The organism is Clostridium ragsdalei P11, assembly GCF_001675165.1.
GTDB classification, from domain to species: domain Bacteria; phylum Bacillota; class Clostridia; order Clostridiales; family Clostridiaceae; genus Clostridium_B; species Clostridium_B ragsdalei.
On sequence record NZ_LROS01000034.1, the window covers coordinates 1 to 21,065 of the forward strand.

Consider the following 21,065-nt stretch of genomic DNA (forward strand, 5'->3'; position numbering starts at 1 on the left):
ATGGGAATTAGTATCAGATATTAAAATTCTTTTTGACGAACTTAATTCTAATTTTGCTAAGATTCATTCATTAGCTTATGCTAGAAGTTTCCTAGTATAAGTTAAATTATCACTTAGAAACCCTATATAGATAGTGAACTTTAAAATTATCCTCTGAGAGATGTTTCTCCCATTAAATATTTATCAACATTCTTTGCCACTCTTCTACCATCATTTAGTGACCAAACTACAAGAGATTGCCCACGTCTCATATCTCCTGCTGCAAATACCCCTTCTTTTGCAGTCATATAATTCACATCCGTTACCACATTACCTCTAGCATCATATTCTACTCCAAGGCTGTCAAGCAGTCCTTCATGCTGAGGATGCAAAAATCCCATAGCTAAAAGTATCAAATCAACTGGTTGTTCAAATTCTGTACCTGGTACTTCTACCATTTGCCTTTTACCATTATTATCTTCCCACTTAACCTTTACACCTTTAAGTGATTTCAATACGCCTTTTTCTCCTACAAGCTTTTTGGTATTTATACACCATTCACGTATACATCCCTCTTCATGGGAAGTAGTAGTTTTCAAAGTTTTTGGGAAAACAGGCCACGGCATTGTTTTATCACGATTTTCAGGTGGCTTTGGCATAACCTCATATTGATAAACCTTTTTAGCTCCCTGCCTTATAGAAGTACCAATACAATCGGAACCTGTATCTCCTCCACCGATAACAACGACTACCTTTCCTTTGGCATTTATCTCTTCTTCCCTAATTTTCTTACCAGAAACTCTTTTATTTTGCTGCCTTAAGAAGTCTACTGCAAAATAAGTGCCTTTAAGTTCTCTTCCTTCCACCTTAAGGTCCCTTGGAATAGTAGAACCTCCTGTTAAAACAACAGCATCAAAATTATCTAAAAGCTCATTTACATCGTAATTTACTCCTACATTAGTGTTTGTTTTAAATACTATTCCTTCTTCTTTCATAATATTTACTCTTCTGTCCACTACATGTTTTTCAAGTTTAAAATCAGGAATACCATATCTTAAAAGTCCACCAACTTCATCTGCTCTTTCAAAAACAGTAACAGTATGACCTACGGAATTGAGCTCTGCAGCAGTTGAAAGTCCAGATGGTCCTGAACCTACTATAGCTACCCTTTTTCCAGTTCTAACTTTTGGTGGATTAGGTTTTATCCATCCTTCTTCAAAAGCCTTTTCGATTATATTAAGTTCTAGCTGCCTTACAGAAACAGGTTCTCTATTTACTCCAAGTGTACAAGAACCTTCACAGAGAGCAGGACATATTCTTCCTGTAAATTCAGGGAAAGTGTTAGTTAATGAAAGTCTTTCAAACGCCTTGTGCCATTCATTCTTATATACAAAATCATTCCAATCGGGAATTAGATTTTCAAGAGGACATCCCCAATTACAAAAAGGAGTTCCACAATTCATGCATCTTGCTGCCTGTACATTCAATTTATCCTTAGGAAGTTTATAGTATACTTCCTTATAATCTTTGATTCTTTCCTTTACCGGACGTTCTTTTGGATTTTCTCTTTGATATTCTTTAAAACCAGTTATTTTTCCCATAGTGATACCTCCTACATATTAGAAGCAGCAGCTGCTTCTAATTTGGTTTGTTCCAGTATAAGTTTATACGCAGTAGGTATTACCCTCTTAAACTTGGTCTTATATATATCCCATTTTTCAAGAATTTTTTTAGCTTTTACACTATCTGTATATTTATAGTGTTCCTGTATTAAACTATATACTGTATTTACATCATCCTCATCTGCCATTTGCGCAATTTCAACCATTTCCATGTTGCATTTTCTATCAAAAGAATCATCTTCATCAAGTACATAAGCTATACCGCCGCTCATACCAGCTGCAAAATTTCTTCCCGTTTGACCCATGATAACTACTCTTCCACCAGTCATATATTCACAGCAGTGGTCTCCTACACCTTCAACTACAGCTGTAGCTCCACTGTTTCTTACTGCAAATCTTTCTCCTACAGTACCATTTACAAATACCTTTCCTGATGTAGCTCCATATAAAATGGTATTACCTGCTATGATATTCTTTTCTGCAACAAAAGTTGCCTTCTCAGGAGTTTTAATAACTATTTTAGCACCAGAAAGACCTTTTCCAACATAATCATTGGCGTCTCCTTCAAGCACTAGAGTAAGTCCATTTATTCCAAAGGCTCCAAAACTCTGTCCTGCTGACCCCTTAAAATTTAACACTATAGTATCTTCTGGAAGTCCCTTGGCACCATATTTCTTTGCAATCGTTCCGCTTAGCATTGTTCCAACAGAACGATTTACATTTTTTATCTCCAAATTTGCAGTAACTTTTATCTTATCCTGTACTGCCTTTTGTGTCATTTGAATGAGTTTATAATCTATTGCCTTATCAAGTCCATGATTCTGTGGTATTACACAGTAGGATTTAATTCTCTTTGGCATATATGGTTTATAAAGTACAGCAGACAAATCTAAACCTTTAGCTTTCCAATGAGTAATAGCCTTTTTTGTCTCCAGCATATCTACTCTTCCAACCATTTCATTCATTGTTCTAAAGCCAAGTTTTGCCATATACTCTCTAACTTCCTGTGCAATAAAAGTAAGGAAATTTATTATATGCTCTGGTTTTCCTTTAAAATTCTTTCTTAATTCAGGATCTTGGGTAGCTATTCCCATATCACAAGTATTTAAATGGCATTTTCTAAGCATAGTACATCCCATTACTACAAGGGCAGTAGTTGCAAAACCAAATTCTTCAGCTCCAAGAAGTGCTGCAATTGCAACATCTCTACCTGTCTTTAACTGTCCATCTGTTTGAATTCTAACTCTGCTTCGCAGATCATTTAACAGTAGTACTTGTTGTGTCTCAGATAATCCAAGTTCCCAAGGTATTCCTGCATTTTTTACAGATGACATAGGTGATGCCCCTGTGCCTCCATCATGACCACTTATAAGTATTAAATCTGCATGAGCCTTTGCAACTCCAGCAGCAATTGTTCCTACTCCTACTTCAGACACAAGTTTTACACTTATAGCTGCACTAGGATTTACATTTTTTAAATCATATATTAATTGAGCTAAATCTTCTATTGAATATATATCATGGTGAGGTGGTGGTGAAATAAGGTCTATGCCTGGAGTTGAATACCTTATTTTGGCGATATACTTATTAACCTTCCTACCTGGAAGTTGTCCACCTTCTCCTGGTTTTGCACCTTGTGCTATCTTTATCTGGATTTCATCTGCATTTGCCAAATATTCTGTAGTTACACCAAAACGTGCTGATGCCACCTGTTTTATAGCACTTCTTCTGGAATCACCATTTGGATCTAGTACATATCTATCAGGATCCTCTCCACCTTCTCCAGTATTGCTCCTTCCACCTATTCTATTCATAGCTATAGCTATAGTTTCATGAGCTTCTTTGCTTATAGAACCAAAGGACATAGCTCCTGTACAGAATCTTTTAAGAATTTCACTTACTGGTTCAACTTCTTCTATAGGTATCTCATTTCCCTTTTTAAATTGAAACAAGCCTCTTATTGTACATAAATTTTTATCTTGTTCATTTATTACTTTAGCATACTGCTTATACATACCATAGTCATTAGTTCTTGCTGCAACCTGGAGTTTGTATATAGTTTCAGGATTAAAGAGATGAAACTCTCCTCCTTTTCTCCAAGAATAGTTACCACCTACATTGAGCTCAGAAATAGGTTTTCTTATTTTATTAAAGGCATTTTTATGTCTTGCAAGTACTTCCTTTGCAACTACATCAATACCTATACCACCTATTCTAGATGATGTACCCTCAAAATACTTATTTACAAATTCTGAATCAAGACCTATTGCTTCAAATATTTGTGCACCGTGATAACTTTGCAGCGTGGATATACCCATTTTTGAAAGTATTTTAAGTATTCCTTGATTTATAGCCTTAATATAATTTTTCTTTGCTTCTTCTGGTGTAACTCCAACTATATCATTTTCCTTTATCATTTCATCTATAGTTTGATAAACAAGATAAGGATTAACTGCAGAAGCACCATAACTTATTAAAAGTGCAAAATGCGTAGTTTCTCTTGCTTCTCCAGTTTCTACGATAATTGAAACTTTTGTACGTGTTTTTTCTCTAATTAGATGGTGCTGCACCGCTGAAACAGCAAGTAAACTTGGTATAGCAGCCTCGTAAGAATCCACATTTTTATCACTTAAAACTAGTATATTGTATCCTTCTTTTATTCTCTTTGAAGCTCTCTCACAAATTTTTTCAAGAGCTTCCTTAAAACCTTCTACTCCCGTATCACATTTAAATGTAATAGGAATAGTAGTAGTTTTAAAGTTTTTATCTCTCAAGCTCTTTATTTTTGATATTTCCTCATTAGTTAGTGTAGGACTTTTTATCTCTATAAAAGGATCGTTTGAGATTTCTCCATCTTTACCATTTAATATATTAGCCTGGGTAGAACCTATATAATTTGCAAGAGACATTACTAATCTTTCTCTTATAGAATCTATAGGTGGATTGGTTACCTGGGCAAAAAGTTGTTTGAAATACGCAAAAAGCAATTGATTTTTATTTGAAAGCACTGCAAGAGGAGTATCATTTCCCATAGACCCCACAGGCTCTTTACCATCCTTTGCCATAGGTCCTATTATCTTGCTCAAATCTTCAAGAGAGTAGCCAAACGCCTGTTGTTTTTCCTTTAATACTACAGGTGGTATTTCTTCTCTTGTCCTAACTGCCTTAAACATATCAAGAGTAAATTTTAATTTAGGAAGCATTTCTTCATAAGGCTTACTCTTGCATATATCTCTTTTTAATTCTTCATCATCTATTATTCTTCCCTGAGCAGTATCAACCAAGAACATTTTGCCAGGTTTTAGTTTTCCCTTTTCCTCTATATCCTCATCATTAAATTCTAGCACTCCTGTCTCTGATGCAAGTACTACAAGACCATTTTTTGTTATCATATATCTCAAAGGCCTTAATCCATTCCTGTCAAGAGTAGCACCAACTTGTACACCATCAGAAAATGCAACCGCAGCAGGTCCATCCCAAGGTTCTACAAGAGAACCGTGATACTCATAAAAAGCCCTTTTATATTCTTCCATATATTTGTTTCCTTCCCACGCTTCTGGTATAAGAAGCATAAGTGCATGTGGTAAGGATTTTCCATCTTCATATAATAATTCCAATACATTATCAAGAGATGCAGAATCACTTCCCCCTTCACTTATTATAGGGAAAAGTTTCTTAATGTCCTTTCCGAAAGCTTCAGATTTCAGTACACCTTCACGTGATCTCATCCAGTTTCGATTTCCTCTTATGGTATTTATCTCACCATTATGTCCAAGAAACCTAAAAGGTTGTGCCAAATCCCAAGTTGGGAAAGTATTTGTGCTGTACCTTTGATGTACTAGTGCAATGGCACTTTTAAAGTTTATATCATTTAAATCAATATAAAATTTCTTTATTTGATCTGCCAGTAATAATCCTTTATAAACTATAGTTTTACTTGAAAGACTACATACATAAAAAGATTTTGATGCACTTTCAAGAGTTTTTTTAACTTCATTTTCAACTTTTTTTCTGATTATATAAAGTTTTCTTTCAAAATCAGTTTGATTTTGTGCATTTTTGCCTATAAATATCTGTCTTATAATAGGTTCAGTACCCTTAGCTGTTTCACCAATACTTCTATTGTCTGTAGGTACATCTCTCCAGCCTAAAATTTTCTGTCCTTCTTCTTCTGCTGCCCTTTCAAGTATTCCCTCACACTGCAACCTTATTGCAGTTTCTTTTGGAAAAAATACCATACCTACAGCATATTCACCCGGTTCAGGTAATTCTATTCCTAAATTGTCACAATTTATTCTAAAAAATTCATCTGGAATTTGGACAAGTATACCTGCACCATCTCCTGTTTTAGTATCAGCTCCCACTGCTCCTCTGTGAGTTAAGTTAACTAAAATTTTAACACCTTTTTTTACAATATCATGGGTTTTTTCACCTTTTATACTGGCTATAAATCCTACCCCACAAGAATCCTTTTCATAAGCAGGATCATATAATCCTTGTTTTGAAGGGAATCCTAGATTATATTTCATGTTTTCAGCCCCCGTCTAAATTTTTTTGAACAAAAATGCATTTCTCTAACCCCTAGAAATGCATTTTGAAATTTTCTTAATTATTAGTTATTTAATTATCAAACTTGATATATTGCTGTAAAATACCAATTATGTTATAGGTCACTGGTATTTTAATAAGACTAATTTTATCATATTTTATTTCATGATGCAAGTTTTTTAAAAAAATATTTCAATTTTCTATTTATACTATTTTATTTTACTTTTCTCAATATAAAGCCTGGTATTAATTTTCGTGCTACACTAGGCAGCAATTCCATATCCCTTTTCCTTATGCCACCAATTAGTGCCATAGTAAAGACATATGTAATTATTCCTACTAAAACAGATACTATTGTAGAAATAGCATTTGGAATATACGCAATCTTTATAAATCCAAATATAAAATCCATGACAAACGAAGAAGCAAATACAACTATTCCCATCATTACAGAAGCAATTGCTGGTTTAACAGCATGTCTTATAAGACTAACTTTTGCATTTAAAGATTTTCTAATAATTATATGATTTAATATTATAGGTATAACAAATCCCACTATACTTCCTACTATTGCCCCTAATATATTTATATTAGGTATTGCAATAAGAACATAATTTATACATATTTTTACTACTATACCTATTACAGAATAAAAGGTAGCAGTAAACAGCTTTCCAACACTTTGCAAAATGGTAGTCTGTATTTGCATTATTGACATAAGTACAAGCACTATAGAACCACATTCCATAATATAATATGCTTTTCCAAACTTTAGAAGCTCGTATATATGGCCACTTAAAACAGAAAATCCAACTGCACAAGGTATTGCAATTAAGAAACAAAGTCTGAAGGAGTAGTTTATCTTATCTTTTACCCTTTTTCTATCCTTAACTGCAAAAGCTGCTGATATTGCTGGAAGTATTGCTGCAGAAAGCGAAGATATTATAGCAATAGGAACATTCAAAAGCTGCTGATATTTGTTTAAATATCCATAAAGTATAGTAGCATTGGTATCACTTATTCCTCCAACTATAAGCCTTGCTTTAGTATTGGCTAAATCTACTATACTCCCAGCATAGGTCATTCCAACACATAAAGTTATAGGTACTCCATATTTTATAATTTTTTTCACAAGCTGTGATGTGGTGAGTCTTGTCCTACTTACTTCCACATAATTTTGAGGAAGCCTTATTTTTTTATTTTTTTCATAACAGTATATCAAAAATGTAGCAGAAGCGAGGGCTCCAAAAGAAGTTCCAATAGGTCCTCCAGTACAACCTACTTCCACTCCATATCTCATTAAATACGCTGCAAAGGCAAGTGCGAATATGGTATTTACTATTTGTTCTATGACCTGTGACACTGCTGTAGGTGTCATGTTTGCCCTTCCTTGAAAATATCCCCTATAGGCAGAAGCAATTGAAGTGAAAAATATAGCTGGTGCCAGAGTTAGAAGCGATAAATAAGCCTTGTTATATTTTGTTATACTAGCTAAAGGTCCTGAAAATATAATTAGAAAAGATGCCATTACTATTCCCAAAATCACCAGAATAAATCTAGCTATTTTAAATCCCCTTACTGCATCTCTATAATTGCCTACCGCATTCAATTCAGATATAAGCTTTGATATAGCTACAGGTATACCTGCGTTCGTAAGTACGAAAACAAAGGCATATACCTGATAAGATGCGCCATACAATCCATAACCCTCTTCACCTATTATTTTCATCATAAGTGGTATATATATAACAGATAATATTTTTACGGCCATCCCTGCCATAGAAAGTATGGCAAAACCTTTAGTTGTTGACTGTTCTTTCATAATTTAAAACTCCCTATCAAAAACTATTAATATCCTAAAATATTAGAATTTATTAAATATATCCTTTTTTATCTTCTTTAATATAGGTGGAAGTCCCTCTGTTATGGTCTTGTTTTCCATATAATTAAGTTCTTCAGGACAGCTCCTAAAGTTTAACTTATATGCATATAAGTATTGATAATCCAAACCATATTTATTGTAGAAAAAACTATTTATATTTGAAACACCATATTTACTATCTCCTACTATTGCATTTCCTAAATATGCTAGGTGAGCCCTCAACTGATGACTTCTACCCGTAATTAGCTCAAGTTGTATCAGTGAATATATGCCGCAGGTGTTAACATTTTTTACTCTCATAGATATCTTTTTTGAATCTTTTTCCGGTGTATTGCTTACACTGGATTTGTTATTTGTTCTATCTTTTTTTATGTAACCTTCATAAACTCCATCTTTTATTTTTCCAATTACAAGAGCTATATAATACTTCTTTATACTTCTTTCCCTTATCATCTCATTCAATAACTTCAATGCTTCATAATTTTTTCCATAAATAACTATACCAGAAGTATTCCTGTCTAATCTATTACAAGGTGATGGAGTAAAAGTAACCTCTTCTTCTGGGTTAAATTCTCCCCTATCATACAAATGTGAAAGTACGTAATCAGTTAAAGTAGCATCCTTGGAATTTTTATCTGAATGCACCAAAACTCCAGGCCATTTTTCTACCAAAAGTATATTTTTGTCTTCATAAATTATCTTTAAGAAAGCATTGTCTATTCTTTCAAATTTAGATTTTGTTTCCTTAGAAGTTATGTATTCTGCATTTACTATATCTCCTTCCAAAAGGAAATATTTTTCTTTAGCTTTTTTTCCATTTACTTTAATATCACCTTTTCTTATAGCTCTGTATATACCACTAAGTGGCACATCCTGAAGCCATTTTCTTGAAAATTTATCTAATCTTTGACCAGCTTCGTTCTTTCCTATCTCCAATTTCATATCAATCTCTCCTAAGTCTTAAAATTAACAACTCTCTTATATATCTGCAATTAGTAATTTAAGAATTCTATATTGCAAAGTTTTTAAAAAGTTTAAAGTTCTTTACTATTTAGCAAATTGTATTATTTACTATCTTATATGGACAACACCTAATTATATACTACTATTATTAACTAAATCAATAAATAAAAATATTTTTTAGCTTAGGCATTTGAAGGAAAATACCTTACATCCTTATACTTGTTTTTCTACATAAAAAATATACTTAAAGTTCATACCCATTACAATAAAAACTCTAAGTACATTTAAATACTGTACTATCTTAAAAAATCATAAGCTGCCTTGCACTGTATGGCAACTCCGATAGGAAGACAATCTTCATCTATATCAAATAAATTTCCATGGGCAGGATGTATTATTTGTTTTTTTTCATTTCTACATCCTAAATAATAAAAGGCAGAAGGTCTTTCCATAGAAAAATAAGCAAAACTTTCTACGCCCATGCTTGGCTTCTCAAGTATCTTTACTTTATCTTTACCTATAACATCATATGCTGCATTTAAAATATCCTGTGCTGCACTATCGTCATTATAAAGACAAGGATAACTCTCCTGTATGTCTATTTCACATTTTCCCCTAAAAGAATTAACTACTCCATTTGTTATTTCACAAAGCCTTTTCTTTACATATTCCCTATGCTCTGTCTTCATAGTTCTTATGATACCTGATATTGTGACTTCATCTGGTATTATATTTTGGGCTGTACCTCCATGAATTGATCCTATAGTTATTACTCCTGCATCTGTAGGAGGAAGTTCCCTACTTACAATTTCCTGAAGTGCTATTACTACATGGCTTGCTATTACTACAGGGTCAATTCCCATATGAGGTCTTGCACCATGAGATCCAACTCCTTTAATTTTTATGTCAAAAGGATTAGAAGCTGCATTCACTACTCCAAGTTTAAGTCCTATATTCCCAACTTCTATATTTTCCTCTACATGAAGTCCTATTACTCTATCAACCTTTGGCTCTTCAAGTACTCCATCTTCTATCATTAACTTAGCTCCACCTGTGGTTTCTTCTGCAGGTTCAAAAAATAATTTTACATTTCCCCTTAATTCATCTTTTATAGAGTTTAGGATTTTAGCAGCTCCAAGAAGTATAGTTGTGTGCGCGTCATGGCCGCAGGCATGCATTTTTCCCTTAACCTCTGAAGAATAGTCACAAACTTTTTTATCTTCTAAAGGAAGTGCATCCATATCAGCTCTTATTCCTATAGTTTTAGTACCTTTTCCTCTTATTATTGCACATATTCCTGTGCGAGCCGTGTCCTTATATTCTATACCCCATTTGTCTAAAAATTGTTTTACTTTGCCAGAAGTTCTTTCTAAATCATATCCAAGTTCTGGATGCCTATGAAAATCCCTTCTTGTTTCAATCAATTCTTGTTTTATAGATTCTGCCATTTTCAAAAAGTTTCTCTGCATATTTGTTCCTCCAATATTAGTATCCATACTTATTCCCAACCTAATTCTATTATGTCTCCTTCAGATAACTTATCATAATAACCTGCATTATTTCCATTTAAATGCAAATACAGCTTTCCCTTAATTTTTGTTAGATCAAATTCTATATGATTAAATATGTCCACAAATATATAATCCTTTTTCCCCGTAAGTACTACAGTTTTTCCATTTGCAACTACAGTTATTTCATTTGTATCCTTACCTTTTTCATCCAAAGTAGATTTGCGTAATTCATCCTCTTTATCCTTGCTTATATTTTCTTCCTTTGGAGCCGCTTCCAAAGCCACTTCTTCTGTACTTAAATTTTCCTGTCTTTCTTCCTTAGAACTCTTTTCTTTTCCATCTTCTACTTTAGTTATTCTATAAATTCTGTCCCCTTCATTTATAATATATTTTTTATCTAATTTGTTTCCATCTAAATAATATGCAAATTCTTCTCCACTGTCAGTTGAAAAATATTTTTCATAGTCAGAAATGGTTTCCGGTAAGATTATATTTACATTATCCCCTTCATTTATGGTACTATCCAATTTTACTCTATTTTCATTTATATATGCTGCAGGTTCTAAATTTTCTATTAAATCATTTATAAAAAAGCTCACAGAATAGGACTTTTGTATGTAGTCTATCACTTTAGGCACAGCATTTTTCCCATTAATTGCATACTTTATTTCTATGTCGTCTCCTTCTTTAATTTCCTCATCCATGCTTTTTTCAATTCCATTCACAGTTATTTTGGTACTAGAAGCTAAAGTACCAAAAGCTACTCTTTTTATACCATTTACTGTAAACCTTATATTTTTACCGTTTTTCCCTATTAATGACTTAGGATTTATTCCTGCTTGCAGCATTACATCCATTACCGTATGTCCATGAGAATTAAAAAGACTTATTACATTTCCATTTAATATTACATCAATAAATCCATGTCCTAGTCTTCTTATTGAAATAAGTGCAATACCTAAAACAGTAACCCCTGTACTTCCAAGAGAATTGTCAAGACATACACAATCCGTAACCGCTTCTCTTCCCTTTATAGCAATTCTTTGGAGAGGCATGTTCAACTTTTTAGCTAAAAATTCCTTGAGTTCCGGAGTATGAGCTCCTCCACCCACAAGAAAAATTGCATTAGGCGGTTTATCTCCATTTAACTCAACTATTTTATTTCCAATTTCATCTGCTATCTTATTAACAACAGGATTTATGAGCTTTATAACTTCCTCAGAAGATATTTTATTTTCTATGCCTAAAACATCTGTATACTTTATAGTTTCATTTTCATTACACTGTTTTTTTATCTTTTCCGCAGTGTTAAAATCGACTAAATAATTTTGTGCTATAACTTCGGTAACTTCATCCCCTGCCTGAGATACCATGCCATAAGCACTTATAGTATCCTTACTGCTTATTGCTATATCCGAAGTTCCTGCTCCTACATCTACTAGCGCTAAATTTAAAAGCCTTAGATTTTGTGGGACTGCAGCTTCCATAGCTGCAATAGGCTCTAAAGTTAAGCTTACTACTTGAAGGCCTACTTTTTCCATAACAGAATACAGACTGTCCACTACAGACCTTGGAAGAAAGGTTGCTATAGCTTCTACCGATATATTTTCTCCTTTATGTGCCAATAGATTACTTATAAGATAACCATTTAGATAATAGCTTTTCACACTATACCCTACACAATACAATCTTCCCTTTGTATTTTTAGTTACCTGCTTTTCAGCCGACTTCACCGCAGTTAACTCAAGACTCCTTATGGTATCCCTATCTATTTCCTTATCATAATCAATGTTCATATGCTCTTTTACAGATACAGTTCTTAAAAATCTTCCTGCTGCTGCTATTGCTGTATTTTCCAATTTCATGTTTAAGTCTTCTTCTATTTTTTTCTTTATAGCATTTACTGCATTTGCCACAAGACCTACATCATGTATCTGCCCATCAATCATTGCTCTCTCTTCATGTTCCACGCAATGTTCTGATACTATATTAAATTTTTTATCCTTTACTATTCCAGCAGTACCTATTACGGTTCTTGTACCTATATCTAATGCAAATATTACATCCTGCGGATTAAAGTTAGTAATCTCCATAATATTTACCTCTTTTTCTGTAATCTAAAGGCCCATATTCCCAAAATATGAGCCTAATAAAATTATATAACAATACGACAAAACATTCAATTTATATTGGCAAAGTGATTTTTACTACAGTACCTATGTTTATTTCACTCCAAACATGAATCTTGCCATTATGCTTATCTATTATCCACTTTGAAATTGAAAGGCCTAGCCCTGTACCTCCACTACTTTTAGTTCTGGATTTATCAGCTCTATAAAATCTATCAAATATATGAGGCAAATCTTCCTTTGAAATTCCTGTACCATTATCTGCAATAGTTATTATAGCTTCATTTTCTCTTTTATAGGAATCAATTTTTATGCTTTCACCTTCCTCGGTATATTTGATACTGTTGTCTATGAAAATTCTTATAGCTTCCTTTATGAGTTTTTTGTCAGCATTGATGCTAAATTCATCATTATGTTCATTTTCTATTTTATGGACATCATCAATTAATTTTGTCTCCTTCACTATTTCATCTATCAGCTCATTCATCATGAAATTTTCTTCCTCAACTTTTTGAGTATTTTTATCTCCTCTTGCAAGAAATAAAAGTTTTTCAATCAAGTCCTTCATGCTTTTAGATTCACTTTTTATAGCATCAATAGATTCTTCAAGTACATCTTTATCATCTTTTCCCCAGCGGTCTAACATATTAGCATATCCTTGAATTACAGAAATAGGTGTTCTCAGTTCATGTGATGCATCAGAAACAAATTGATTCTGTTTCTCTATAGAACTTTGAATTCTGTCCATCATATCATTAAAAGTTTTTGCTAAGTCCTTAAGTTCATTTTTTGATCCCTTAATATCAAGTCTTTTATCCAGGGCATTGATGGATATCTTTTTCACTGTATCTGCCATAGTATACACGGGAGATAAAAACTTTTTACTGGCCTTTGAACCAATTATTATAATTATAATTAATCCTATAATGTTCCATACTGCTAAAATTCCTAAAAGAACTACTATATAATTATCCTTTCTACCATTTTGCATATAGTAATTAAAGCTTCCAATTATGCCTAAAGTAATGAAGGAAAAAATTATCACAAAGGTGAATACATAGGTTACTGTTATTTTAAAGCTAATGGAAAATCTAAGTTTGTTTTCTATACTTTCAACTGCCCTGCTTAAATATTTAGGTAAAATATTCAAAGCACGCTCTAATAGTAAGAACAAAATCTTTATGATTTTAACTATTATTCTAAATATAAGTTTAATCTTATTCATCCTTTAATTGATACCCCACTCCTCGAACGGTATAAATAAATTTGTGATTAAATTTATCATCTATCTTACTTCTCAAATAACGAATATAGACGTCTACTACATTAGTATCCCCTGTATAATCATATCCCCATACTTTTTCAAGAATATTTTCCCTTGAAAGTACTATATTTTTGTTTGCCATTAAATATTTTAATAGATCAAATTCTGTTTTTGTCAGTTCTACTACTTCATTATTATATGTAGTAAGATATTTACTCATATTAAGTTTCAATTTACCTATTTCTATAATACCAGATTTATCTAGTGTAACCCTTTTATGCTTAAATGTAACACGAATACGTGCAAGAAGTTCTTCTATGGCAAAGGGTTTTGTAATGTAATCATCTGCACCAATATCAAGTCCCATTACTTTGTCCATTATCTCATCTTTTGCAGTAAGCATGATGACAGGAACCTCAGAGTTCTGCCTTAACCTCCTTAGTACTTCCATTCCATTTAGGGAAGGAAGCATTACATCAAGTATTATAAGATCAAAATGTTCATTTAAAGCTCTTTCTAGTCCGTCTCTTCCATCTACAGCTTTATCTACAATATATCCTTCATGTTGAAGTTCCAGCTCAACAAACCTTGCAATTTTCACTTCATCTTCTACAATAAGAATTTTTTCACCGGCCATATTATCCTCCTGTACTTTTTTTAATTTTATTATACCTTTTTTATTACTCACAATCCTTATAATAAGCTAAATTCTAGACAAAAATAAAACCTGCTTTATGAAAAATCATAAGCAGGTTTTATTTTATGCATTCTTAATCTCTTCTGTTATTTTATCTTTGGCATTGTTCATAGCTTCAGTAACCTTATCTATTTTACTATTAATACTGCATTCTTCTCCACTTTCTTTATGAAATCTTATCTTACAACTTGTAATTAAAGCAATGACTACAACAGCTATTGCAACAGGAAATGCAAATATACAAAGTAAAACTGCTAGAGTAGAAGGCAAATTTAAAATTGTTTTATCATCTTTAGATATTACAAATTTTATCTTATTAGCCTTTAAAATAATATTTTTAATTTTTTTAATAAAAGGTGAGCCCTTTATGCTTTCATGCTCTGGCTTGATTTTATTCTGTTCCTCTAAATACAAAAGTGCTTCTACCAAATCACCGTTACATTTTTCAAGTGCCTCTTTGGCCTCCTTATAGCTTACATTTGCTCTTTTTCTTAATGAATCAATTTGTTCAATTGAAATTGTCATCTTAATTCCTCCCTATAACTATTTTTTAATAATGAATTTTCTCTATGTCTATATACTACTGAGGAATAATTAGAAGACAATTAGTTAAAGATTAGAATTTGATTAAAAATCTGTTTATGTAATTAAATTTGATCAATTAATTATATTCTCTATTTCTTTTATTACTTTTTCAAAATCATTATTAAAACTATTTTCTATAGTTATGTCAGCTTGATCTATAACTTCACTTGCTGACTTTTTCATTTGACTATCTTTGGAATTTTTTATCATAATAAAGACGCCTGGATTAACAACTTTTCGTAAGCTATTCGATTCACATACTATAAGAGCATTTTCAGGTATTTTAGTACTAAATGCCTGAAATCCTTCATATATGTTATTCTTCAATGCTTTTAACCAGTAAACATTCTCCGCTCCAGCAGCTAATAGTAAAGATGTATCCTTATTATTGTCTGAATTTAACTCTTCCGTTATCTCAAAGTTTCCTTTTAAGCTTGAACACACCCCACAACCTTCTCCTCCACGTATGCATTTTCCATTTTTCTCCTGAATAGTTGTTACTTTTAGTGCTACCACTGGTCTACTTAATTTATATTTATTTATTATTGAAACAGCAAGAGTAGTTTTTCCACTGTTTCTAGCAGTTGAACCAATTAAAATCATATTGGGGGCATTATATTTTTTAGTTTCCATTTTACTCCTCCTCTTCTCATGTACTTATTTACTCAATTTTCACACATATAAAAAATTACGATGTAACTTTTTTAGTTAATAGTTAGAAATTAATAGTTAATGTGGATTTTTTCCCGTTACACTACAAAAAATCTTTGATTAAGCTTTTCACTACTCGTTTCGGTAAAGCGAAACATTGCTGGTTAATATAAGTTTAAAGATTTTTTGCGATAGCTAAAAATCATCCTTCACTATTAATTCTTCATTATTAATTCTTAACTTGCAAAGCTTTGCTCCACAAAGTTTTCAAACTGCTAAAGTTGAGTTACTTATTAATAGTATAATCTTAATTATAATTTGTAACAAATTTAAATATTCCTCATACAATAACGTACCTAGATTTGATTTACACAAATCTAGGTACATTTCTCCAAAAACGATCTTATTTTTGTTTTTTCATAATTTTTAAAGCACTGGATCGACGCCTATTTTTAATAGTATGATTTATAACTTCGGGCTTAACTATGGTGAAAGCATCAACTGGACAAACTTCTACACAAGCTGGGCCTCCAGGCCTACCTGCACACAAATCACATTTATGTGCTGCCATATTCTCCTTATTTTGCTTTCCTTCTTTAGTACTCACACTTAAACCCTGTTTTTGCTTTCGGCCATTTTTACACTTTAGAACCATATCCATAGCACCAAATGGACAAGCAAGCATGCATGCCTTACATCCAATACACAATTCTGTTTTTACAACAATTTTATTCTTCTTATGAACAATTGCGCCTACTGGACATGCATTTGCACAAGGTGCATCATCACATTGCCTACACTGCACTGGCATAGTAGCCCTTTCTGCCCGTACTAGATTAATGCGAGGTGAAAAAGGTGCATCTATTGCTTGTGCAGTAAGCACACTAATATCTAAATGTGCAACTGCACAAGCAATTTCACAAGACTTACAACCAATGCATTTATTAGGATTTGCAACGACAAAGGTATTCAATGTACTTACCTCCTTGGTGTATACGTAGTATGAAGCAAATGATGAATATTATCTTCTACCAAGAATTCTTTATAAATTTTCTGTATCTCAGGATTATCATGTGATTTTCTATATTCCATATTTTCATCATGTACATACGTACTGCACGTACGATTAGTATAAGCATCAGTTTTTTCATCAGGTATCAATATCTTAGGTTGTCCCCCTCCACTAACACATCCAACTGGACAGGTCATCACTTCAATGAAATGGAAATCTGCTTTTCCAGCTTTAATTGCTTCCAAAACTGGTACAACATTTTTCAGACCAGCAACTACTGCTACTTTTAATGTCAGATCTCCTACTTTAACTTCTGAACTTCTTACTCCTTCGCCGCCTCTTATAAATTTGAGATTGACATCTGGAATCTCTTCTTTAGTAATCAATTTATATGCCGTACGCAGGGCAGCTTCCATAACACCTCCAGTAGCGCAAAAAATAGTACCTGCCCCAGAATAAGTCCCAAGTGGCTTGTCAAATTCATTTTCAGGTAAAGCATTAAAATCAATGCCAGCATCTTTGATTAATTGTCCAAGTTCCCGTGTGGTAATTACAGAATCTACATCCTGATATCCACTGTCTTTCATTTCAGGACGTTCACATTCAAATTTTTTGCAAATACAAGGCATAACTGAAACACTATAAATCTTGCCAGCATCTACACCATCAACCTGTGCACCATATGTTTTAAGCAGAGCACCTTCCATTTGTTGTGGAGATTTACAAGAAGACAGATGAGGAATAAGCTCCGGATAATCCTGCTCAATAAATTTTACCCAAGCAGGACAACATGAAGTGAACATGGGCAGCACTCCACCTTCAGTAACCCTTTTAATAAGTTCATTACCTTCCTCCATAATAGTGAGATCAGCAGCAAAATTAGTATCATAAATTCGATCAAAACCTAGCTCTCTTAGTGCAGCTGCCATTTTCCCTGGTGTTAAACTTCCAAGTGGCATACCAAATTCTTCAGCAATAGCTACACGTACTGCTGGTGCACATTGAACCATAGTAAAAAGTTTAGAATTTGCTAAGGCCTCTTTTACTTCTATGGCATGGCCTGTATAGTAGGATGCAAATAAGGGCTCTTTAACAGAGGGGAGCATATTACGCTCTTTTATCTTTTGCTCACGAGGAGTAATATCTTCATCAAATGCAGATGCATAAGCACTGCAAATTTGTACACACTGACCACACAAAACACAACGTTCAGTATTAATTTTTTGAGGTTGTCCTTTTTCACCTTCTATAGCATCTACAGGACAAACATCTGCACATCGCCTACATCCTGTACACAACTCTTTATCAATTTTGACAATACCTTCAGTCTTAACTGTCAAAACAATCGCCTCCTATCTTATTTCAAATTAAGCTTCTAGTCAAAAACACCTTTCACCAAATTCCAAAGATTATCAACTGCCTCTATGTTTCGTTTCTTTTTTACTTGTTTTGGTACAATAAGTTCCAATGCTTTCTCTGGACATGCCCTAACACAAGCTGGTCCATCAGGCTGATCAATACACAAATCACATTTATGTGCCACAACTACTTCCTTTTTTACTAAACCATTATCCGTTTCAGACATAAGCACATTCTGAGTAACTAGTTGACCATCTTTATACTTAGGTACAAGGTCCATTGCACCAAATGGGCAAGCCATTATGCAAGTTTTACATCCTACACAAGCTTCGGTATCAACCACAATCTTATTATCAACCTGGCTAATAGCCCTTACCGGACAAACATTGGCACATGGAGCATCTTCACACTGTCGACATTGAATAGGCACAGTTACTTCAGCCGTTTTAACAAGAAAAAGCCGCGGCATAATTGGAGTCTCTACTGTTCCCACTGTCTTCCCATCATTGTCAGAATGAGAAGCAGCACAGGCAAGTTCGCAAGCTTTACACCCAATACATTTATGGGCATCAGCTACTACAAAAGAGTTAAGTTTCATATTCAATTACCCCCTTATCAGTTATTTTAGCCTTTAAGATAATTCTAAGGCTTTTATTTTTCTAGCCCCATAAGGACTAAAATTTATATCATAGGACTTCCTCGTATACATCAATAAAAATAGGAAATGAGAAAATCTCTATGTACCAACATTAAAAAATTCTTGATTTTTAAGCTTCTTTGTATTTAGGCATTTTCAAAGAAATAACTAGCCAGTATGCTAGCCTATTTTTTATCATACTGCGTCGGTAGAACCCTTAGATAGGATTCACTATCTGCGGAACCTGCCTCTTTGTCTGATAAAAAATATTCGTCGCATCTTTGACTTGTTATTTTCTTTCAAATGCCTTACTCTTCTTACGGAAAATCTTACGCTTTTGGCATCCAAAATCTGAGAAATCTAATTTTTTTACTTTTACCGAACAAACCTTAAACTCAGGTGTTCCAGTAACAGGATCAGGTGCACTATTAGTCAAAATATTAGCTGGACTCTCAGTAAAATGAAAAGTAATAAATGTTAATCCCTCTGGTACCCTAGTTGTTACTTGTGCTTTTGTAATTAATGAGCCACGGCGTGTTGTTACACTAATTTCATCGCCATCCTCAATATTAAGACTTTTTGCATCTTCAGGGTTAATTTCCAAAAATCCTTCTGGATCCGCACCATTTAGTCCCCAACAACGTCTCGTCATAGTCCCTGTATGATATTGAGTAACGATACGTCCAGTAGTCAGCATTAGTGGATATTCTTTATCAGGAAGTTCAGCAGGCTCCCTATACTCAATTGGAGAAAACTTACCCAAACCACGGGAAAACTTACCAATATGCAAAATAGGTGTCCCAGGATGATTTTCATTTGGACATGGCCATGGAATGCCCCCATCCTCCAACCGTTTATAACTAATACCAGCATAACTTGGTGTTAAAGATCTCATTTCATCAAATATATCCTCAGGAGAACTATAATCTGCTGGATAATCCATTGCATTCATAATGTCCCGGAGTATTTGCCAATCTGGAAGACTATTACCTATTGGTTCTACAGCCTTACGAATACGCTGCACTGTACGATCAGTACTACTAAAAGTTCCATCTTTTTCAGCATAGGATACGCCCGGAAGAACAACATCAGCAACTTTAGCTGTTTCAGTTAAGAAAATATCTTGAACAACCAAAAAATCCAAATGCTTTAAACAATGTTCCACATGATTTATATCAGGGTCGCTGCGCATTGGATTTTCACCAAATACATACAGCATTTTGACCTCATCTTTTTCAATTGCATTCAAGATAGACGGAATATTAAGTCCAACTTTATCACTTAACTGAGCATTCCATGCTTTTTCGAATTTAGCTTTCACATCAGGATTAGTTACTGGTTGGTAACCAGTGTAGACATTAGGCAAAGCTCCCATATCACATGCTCCTTGCACGTTATTCTGACCACGCAGAGGGTTAACTCCTCCTTTAGGCTTGCCAATATTACCAGTAAGCATCATGATATTTGCTGTAGATAGTACATTATCAACACCGGTAGTATGCTGTGTAATACCCATAGTATAATACAAAGCAGCAGCATCAGCCTTAGCAATAATTCTTGCCGCTTCTATTATCTTGTCTGCTGGAACCTTAGTTATACTTGATGTATACTTTGGCGTGAATTTCATTACAACTTCTTTGAAAGCCTCAAAATTCTCAGTTCTTTTAGCAATAAATGCTTCATCAGCTAGTCCTTCTGTCAATATGACATATGACATTCCATTTAGAAGTGCTACATCTGTACCTGGTTTATGCCGCAGCCAAATATCAGCATGTAATGCCACATCGGTTTTGCGGGGATCAGCCACTACTAGCTTAGTACCGCGCTCTTTAGCTTTTAGCATTTTAATACCAATTATAGGATGACATTCTGTAGTGTTTGTACCAATTGCAAAAATAGCATCTTTAGGTCCCATTTCATCAAGTTCATGTATTGAGTTTGTCATTGCTCCACTGCCAAATGCTGTGCCTAGACCAGACACTGTAGGAGCATGTCACAAACGGGCACAATGATCAATGTTATTAGTACCAATCACTGCACGCATTAATTTTTGCATAAGATAATTTTCTTCATTAGTACATCGGGCTGAACTAAAAGCCGCAACACTGTCAGAACCATATTCTTTTACAGTTTTTTTGATTTTAGAAACAATAAAGCCAATTGCTTCCTCCCATGTAACCTCAACCAGCTTTCCTTCTTTTCTAATCAAAGGATTAGTTAGACGAT

14 protein-coding genes are annotated in these 21,065 nt (G+C 33.6%); all 14 read right to left on the reverse strand.

Annotated elements, in window-relative coordinates; genetic code table 11:
* Positions 1–146: 146 nt before the first annotated feature.
* The gene (locus CLRAG_RS14450; RefSeq protein ID WP_065079072.1) at positions 147–1,580 is read right to left on the reverse strand and encodes a glutamate synthase subunit beta; all 1,434 of its coding nucleotides are present in this window, start codon (positions 1,578–1,580) and stop codon (positions 147–149) included.
* Between the two features lie 11 nt (positions 1,581–1,591).
* Entirely contained in the window at positions 1,592–6,130 is a 4,539-nt protein-coding gene (gene gltB, locus CLRAG_RS14455; protein WP_065079073.1) for a glutamate synthase large subunit, read from the reverse strand.
* 233 nt (positions 6,131–6,363) lie between these two features.
* On the reverse strand, positions 6,364–7,971 hold the full coding sequence (locus tag CLRAG_RS14460; protein ID WP_065079074.1) for a putative polysaccharide biosynthesis protein: 1,608 nt from the start codon (positions 7,969–7,971) through the stop codon (positions 6,364–6,366).
* A 42-nt stretch (positions 7,972–8,013) separates the two neighbouring features.
* The gene (locus CLRAG_RS14465) at positions 8,014–8,973 is read right to left on the reverse strand and encodes an RluA family pseudouridine synthase (protein WP_065079075.1); all 960 of its coding nucleotides are present in this window, start codon (positions 8,971–8,973) and stop codon (positions 8,014–8,016) included.
* Between the two features lie 317 nt (positions 8,974–9,290).
* Complete coding sequence (locus CLRAG_RS14470; RefSeq protein ID WP_065079083.1) at positions 9,291–10,463, reverse strand: M20 metallopeptidase family protein; 1,173 nt, start codon at positions 10,461–10,463, stop codon at positions 9,291–9,293.
* A gap of 29 nt (positions 10,464–10,492) precedes the next feature.
* Positions 10,493–12,598, reverse strand: coding sequence for a cell division protein FtsA (locus CLRAG_RS14475; protein WP_065079076.1), 2,106 nt, complete (start codon positions 12,596–12,598; stop codon positions 10,493–10,495).
* Between the two features lie 91 nt (positions 12,599–12,689).
* Complete coding sequence (locus CLRAG_RS14480) at positions 12,690–13,859, reverse strand: sensor histidine kinase (RefSeq protein WP_065079077.1); 1,170 nt, start codon at positions 13,857–13,859, stop codon at positions 12,690–12,692.
* Positions 13,852–14,535, reverse strand: a complete 684-nt coding sequence (locus CLRAG_RS14485; RefSeq protein ID WP_065079078.1) for a response regulator transcription factor — start codon at positions 14,533–14,535, stop codon at positions 13,852–13,854. Before CLRAG_RS14485 ends, CLRAG_RS14480 begins: the two co-directional genes overlap by 8 nt.
* A 123-nt stretch (positions 14,536–14,658) precedes the next feature.
* Complete coding sequence (locus tag CLRAG_RS14490) at positions 14,659–15,120, reverse strand: DUF4342 domain-containing protein (protein WP_063601346.1); 462 nt, start codon at positions 15,118–15,120, stop codon at positions 14,659–14,661.
* A 132-nt stretch (positions 15,121–15,252) separates the two neighbouring features.
* Positions 15,253–15,813 (reverse strand): hypothetical protein, encoded by a 561-nt coding sequence (locus CLRAG_RS14495; RefSeq protein WP_065079079.1) that lies wholly within the window; start codon positions 15,811–15,813, stop codon positions 15,253–15,255.
* 421 nt (positions 15,814–16,234) lie between these two features.
* The gene (locus tag CLRAG_RS14500; protein ID WP_065079080.1) at positions 16,235–16,804 is read right to left on the reverse strand and encodes a 4Fe-4S dicluster domain-containing protein; all 570 of its coding nucleotides are present in this window, start codon (positions 16,802–16,804) and stop codon (positions 16,235–16,237) included.
* A 5-nt stretch (positions 16,805–16,809) separates the two neighbouring features.
* Entirely contained in the window at positions 16,810–18,183 is a 1,374-nt protein-coding gene (locus CLRAG_RS14505; protein ID WP_154104995.1) for a [FeFe] hydrogenase, group A, read from the reverse strand.
* Positions 18,184–18,218: 35 nt separating this feature from the next.
* On the reverse strand, positions 18,219–18,800 hold the full coding sequence (locus CLRAG_RS14510; RefSeq protein WP_065079082.1) for a 4Fe-4S dicluster domain-containing protein: 582 nt from the start codon (positions 18,798–18,800) through the stop codon (positions 18,219–18,221).
* Positions 18,801–19,128: 328 nt separating this feature from the next.
* On the reverse strand, positions 19,129–21,065 hold a 1,937-nt coding region (gene fdhF, locus CLRAG_RS14515; protein WP_083985735.1), incomplete at its 5' end, for a formate dehydrogenase subunit alpha.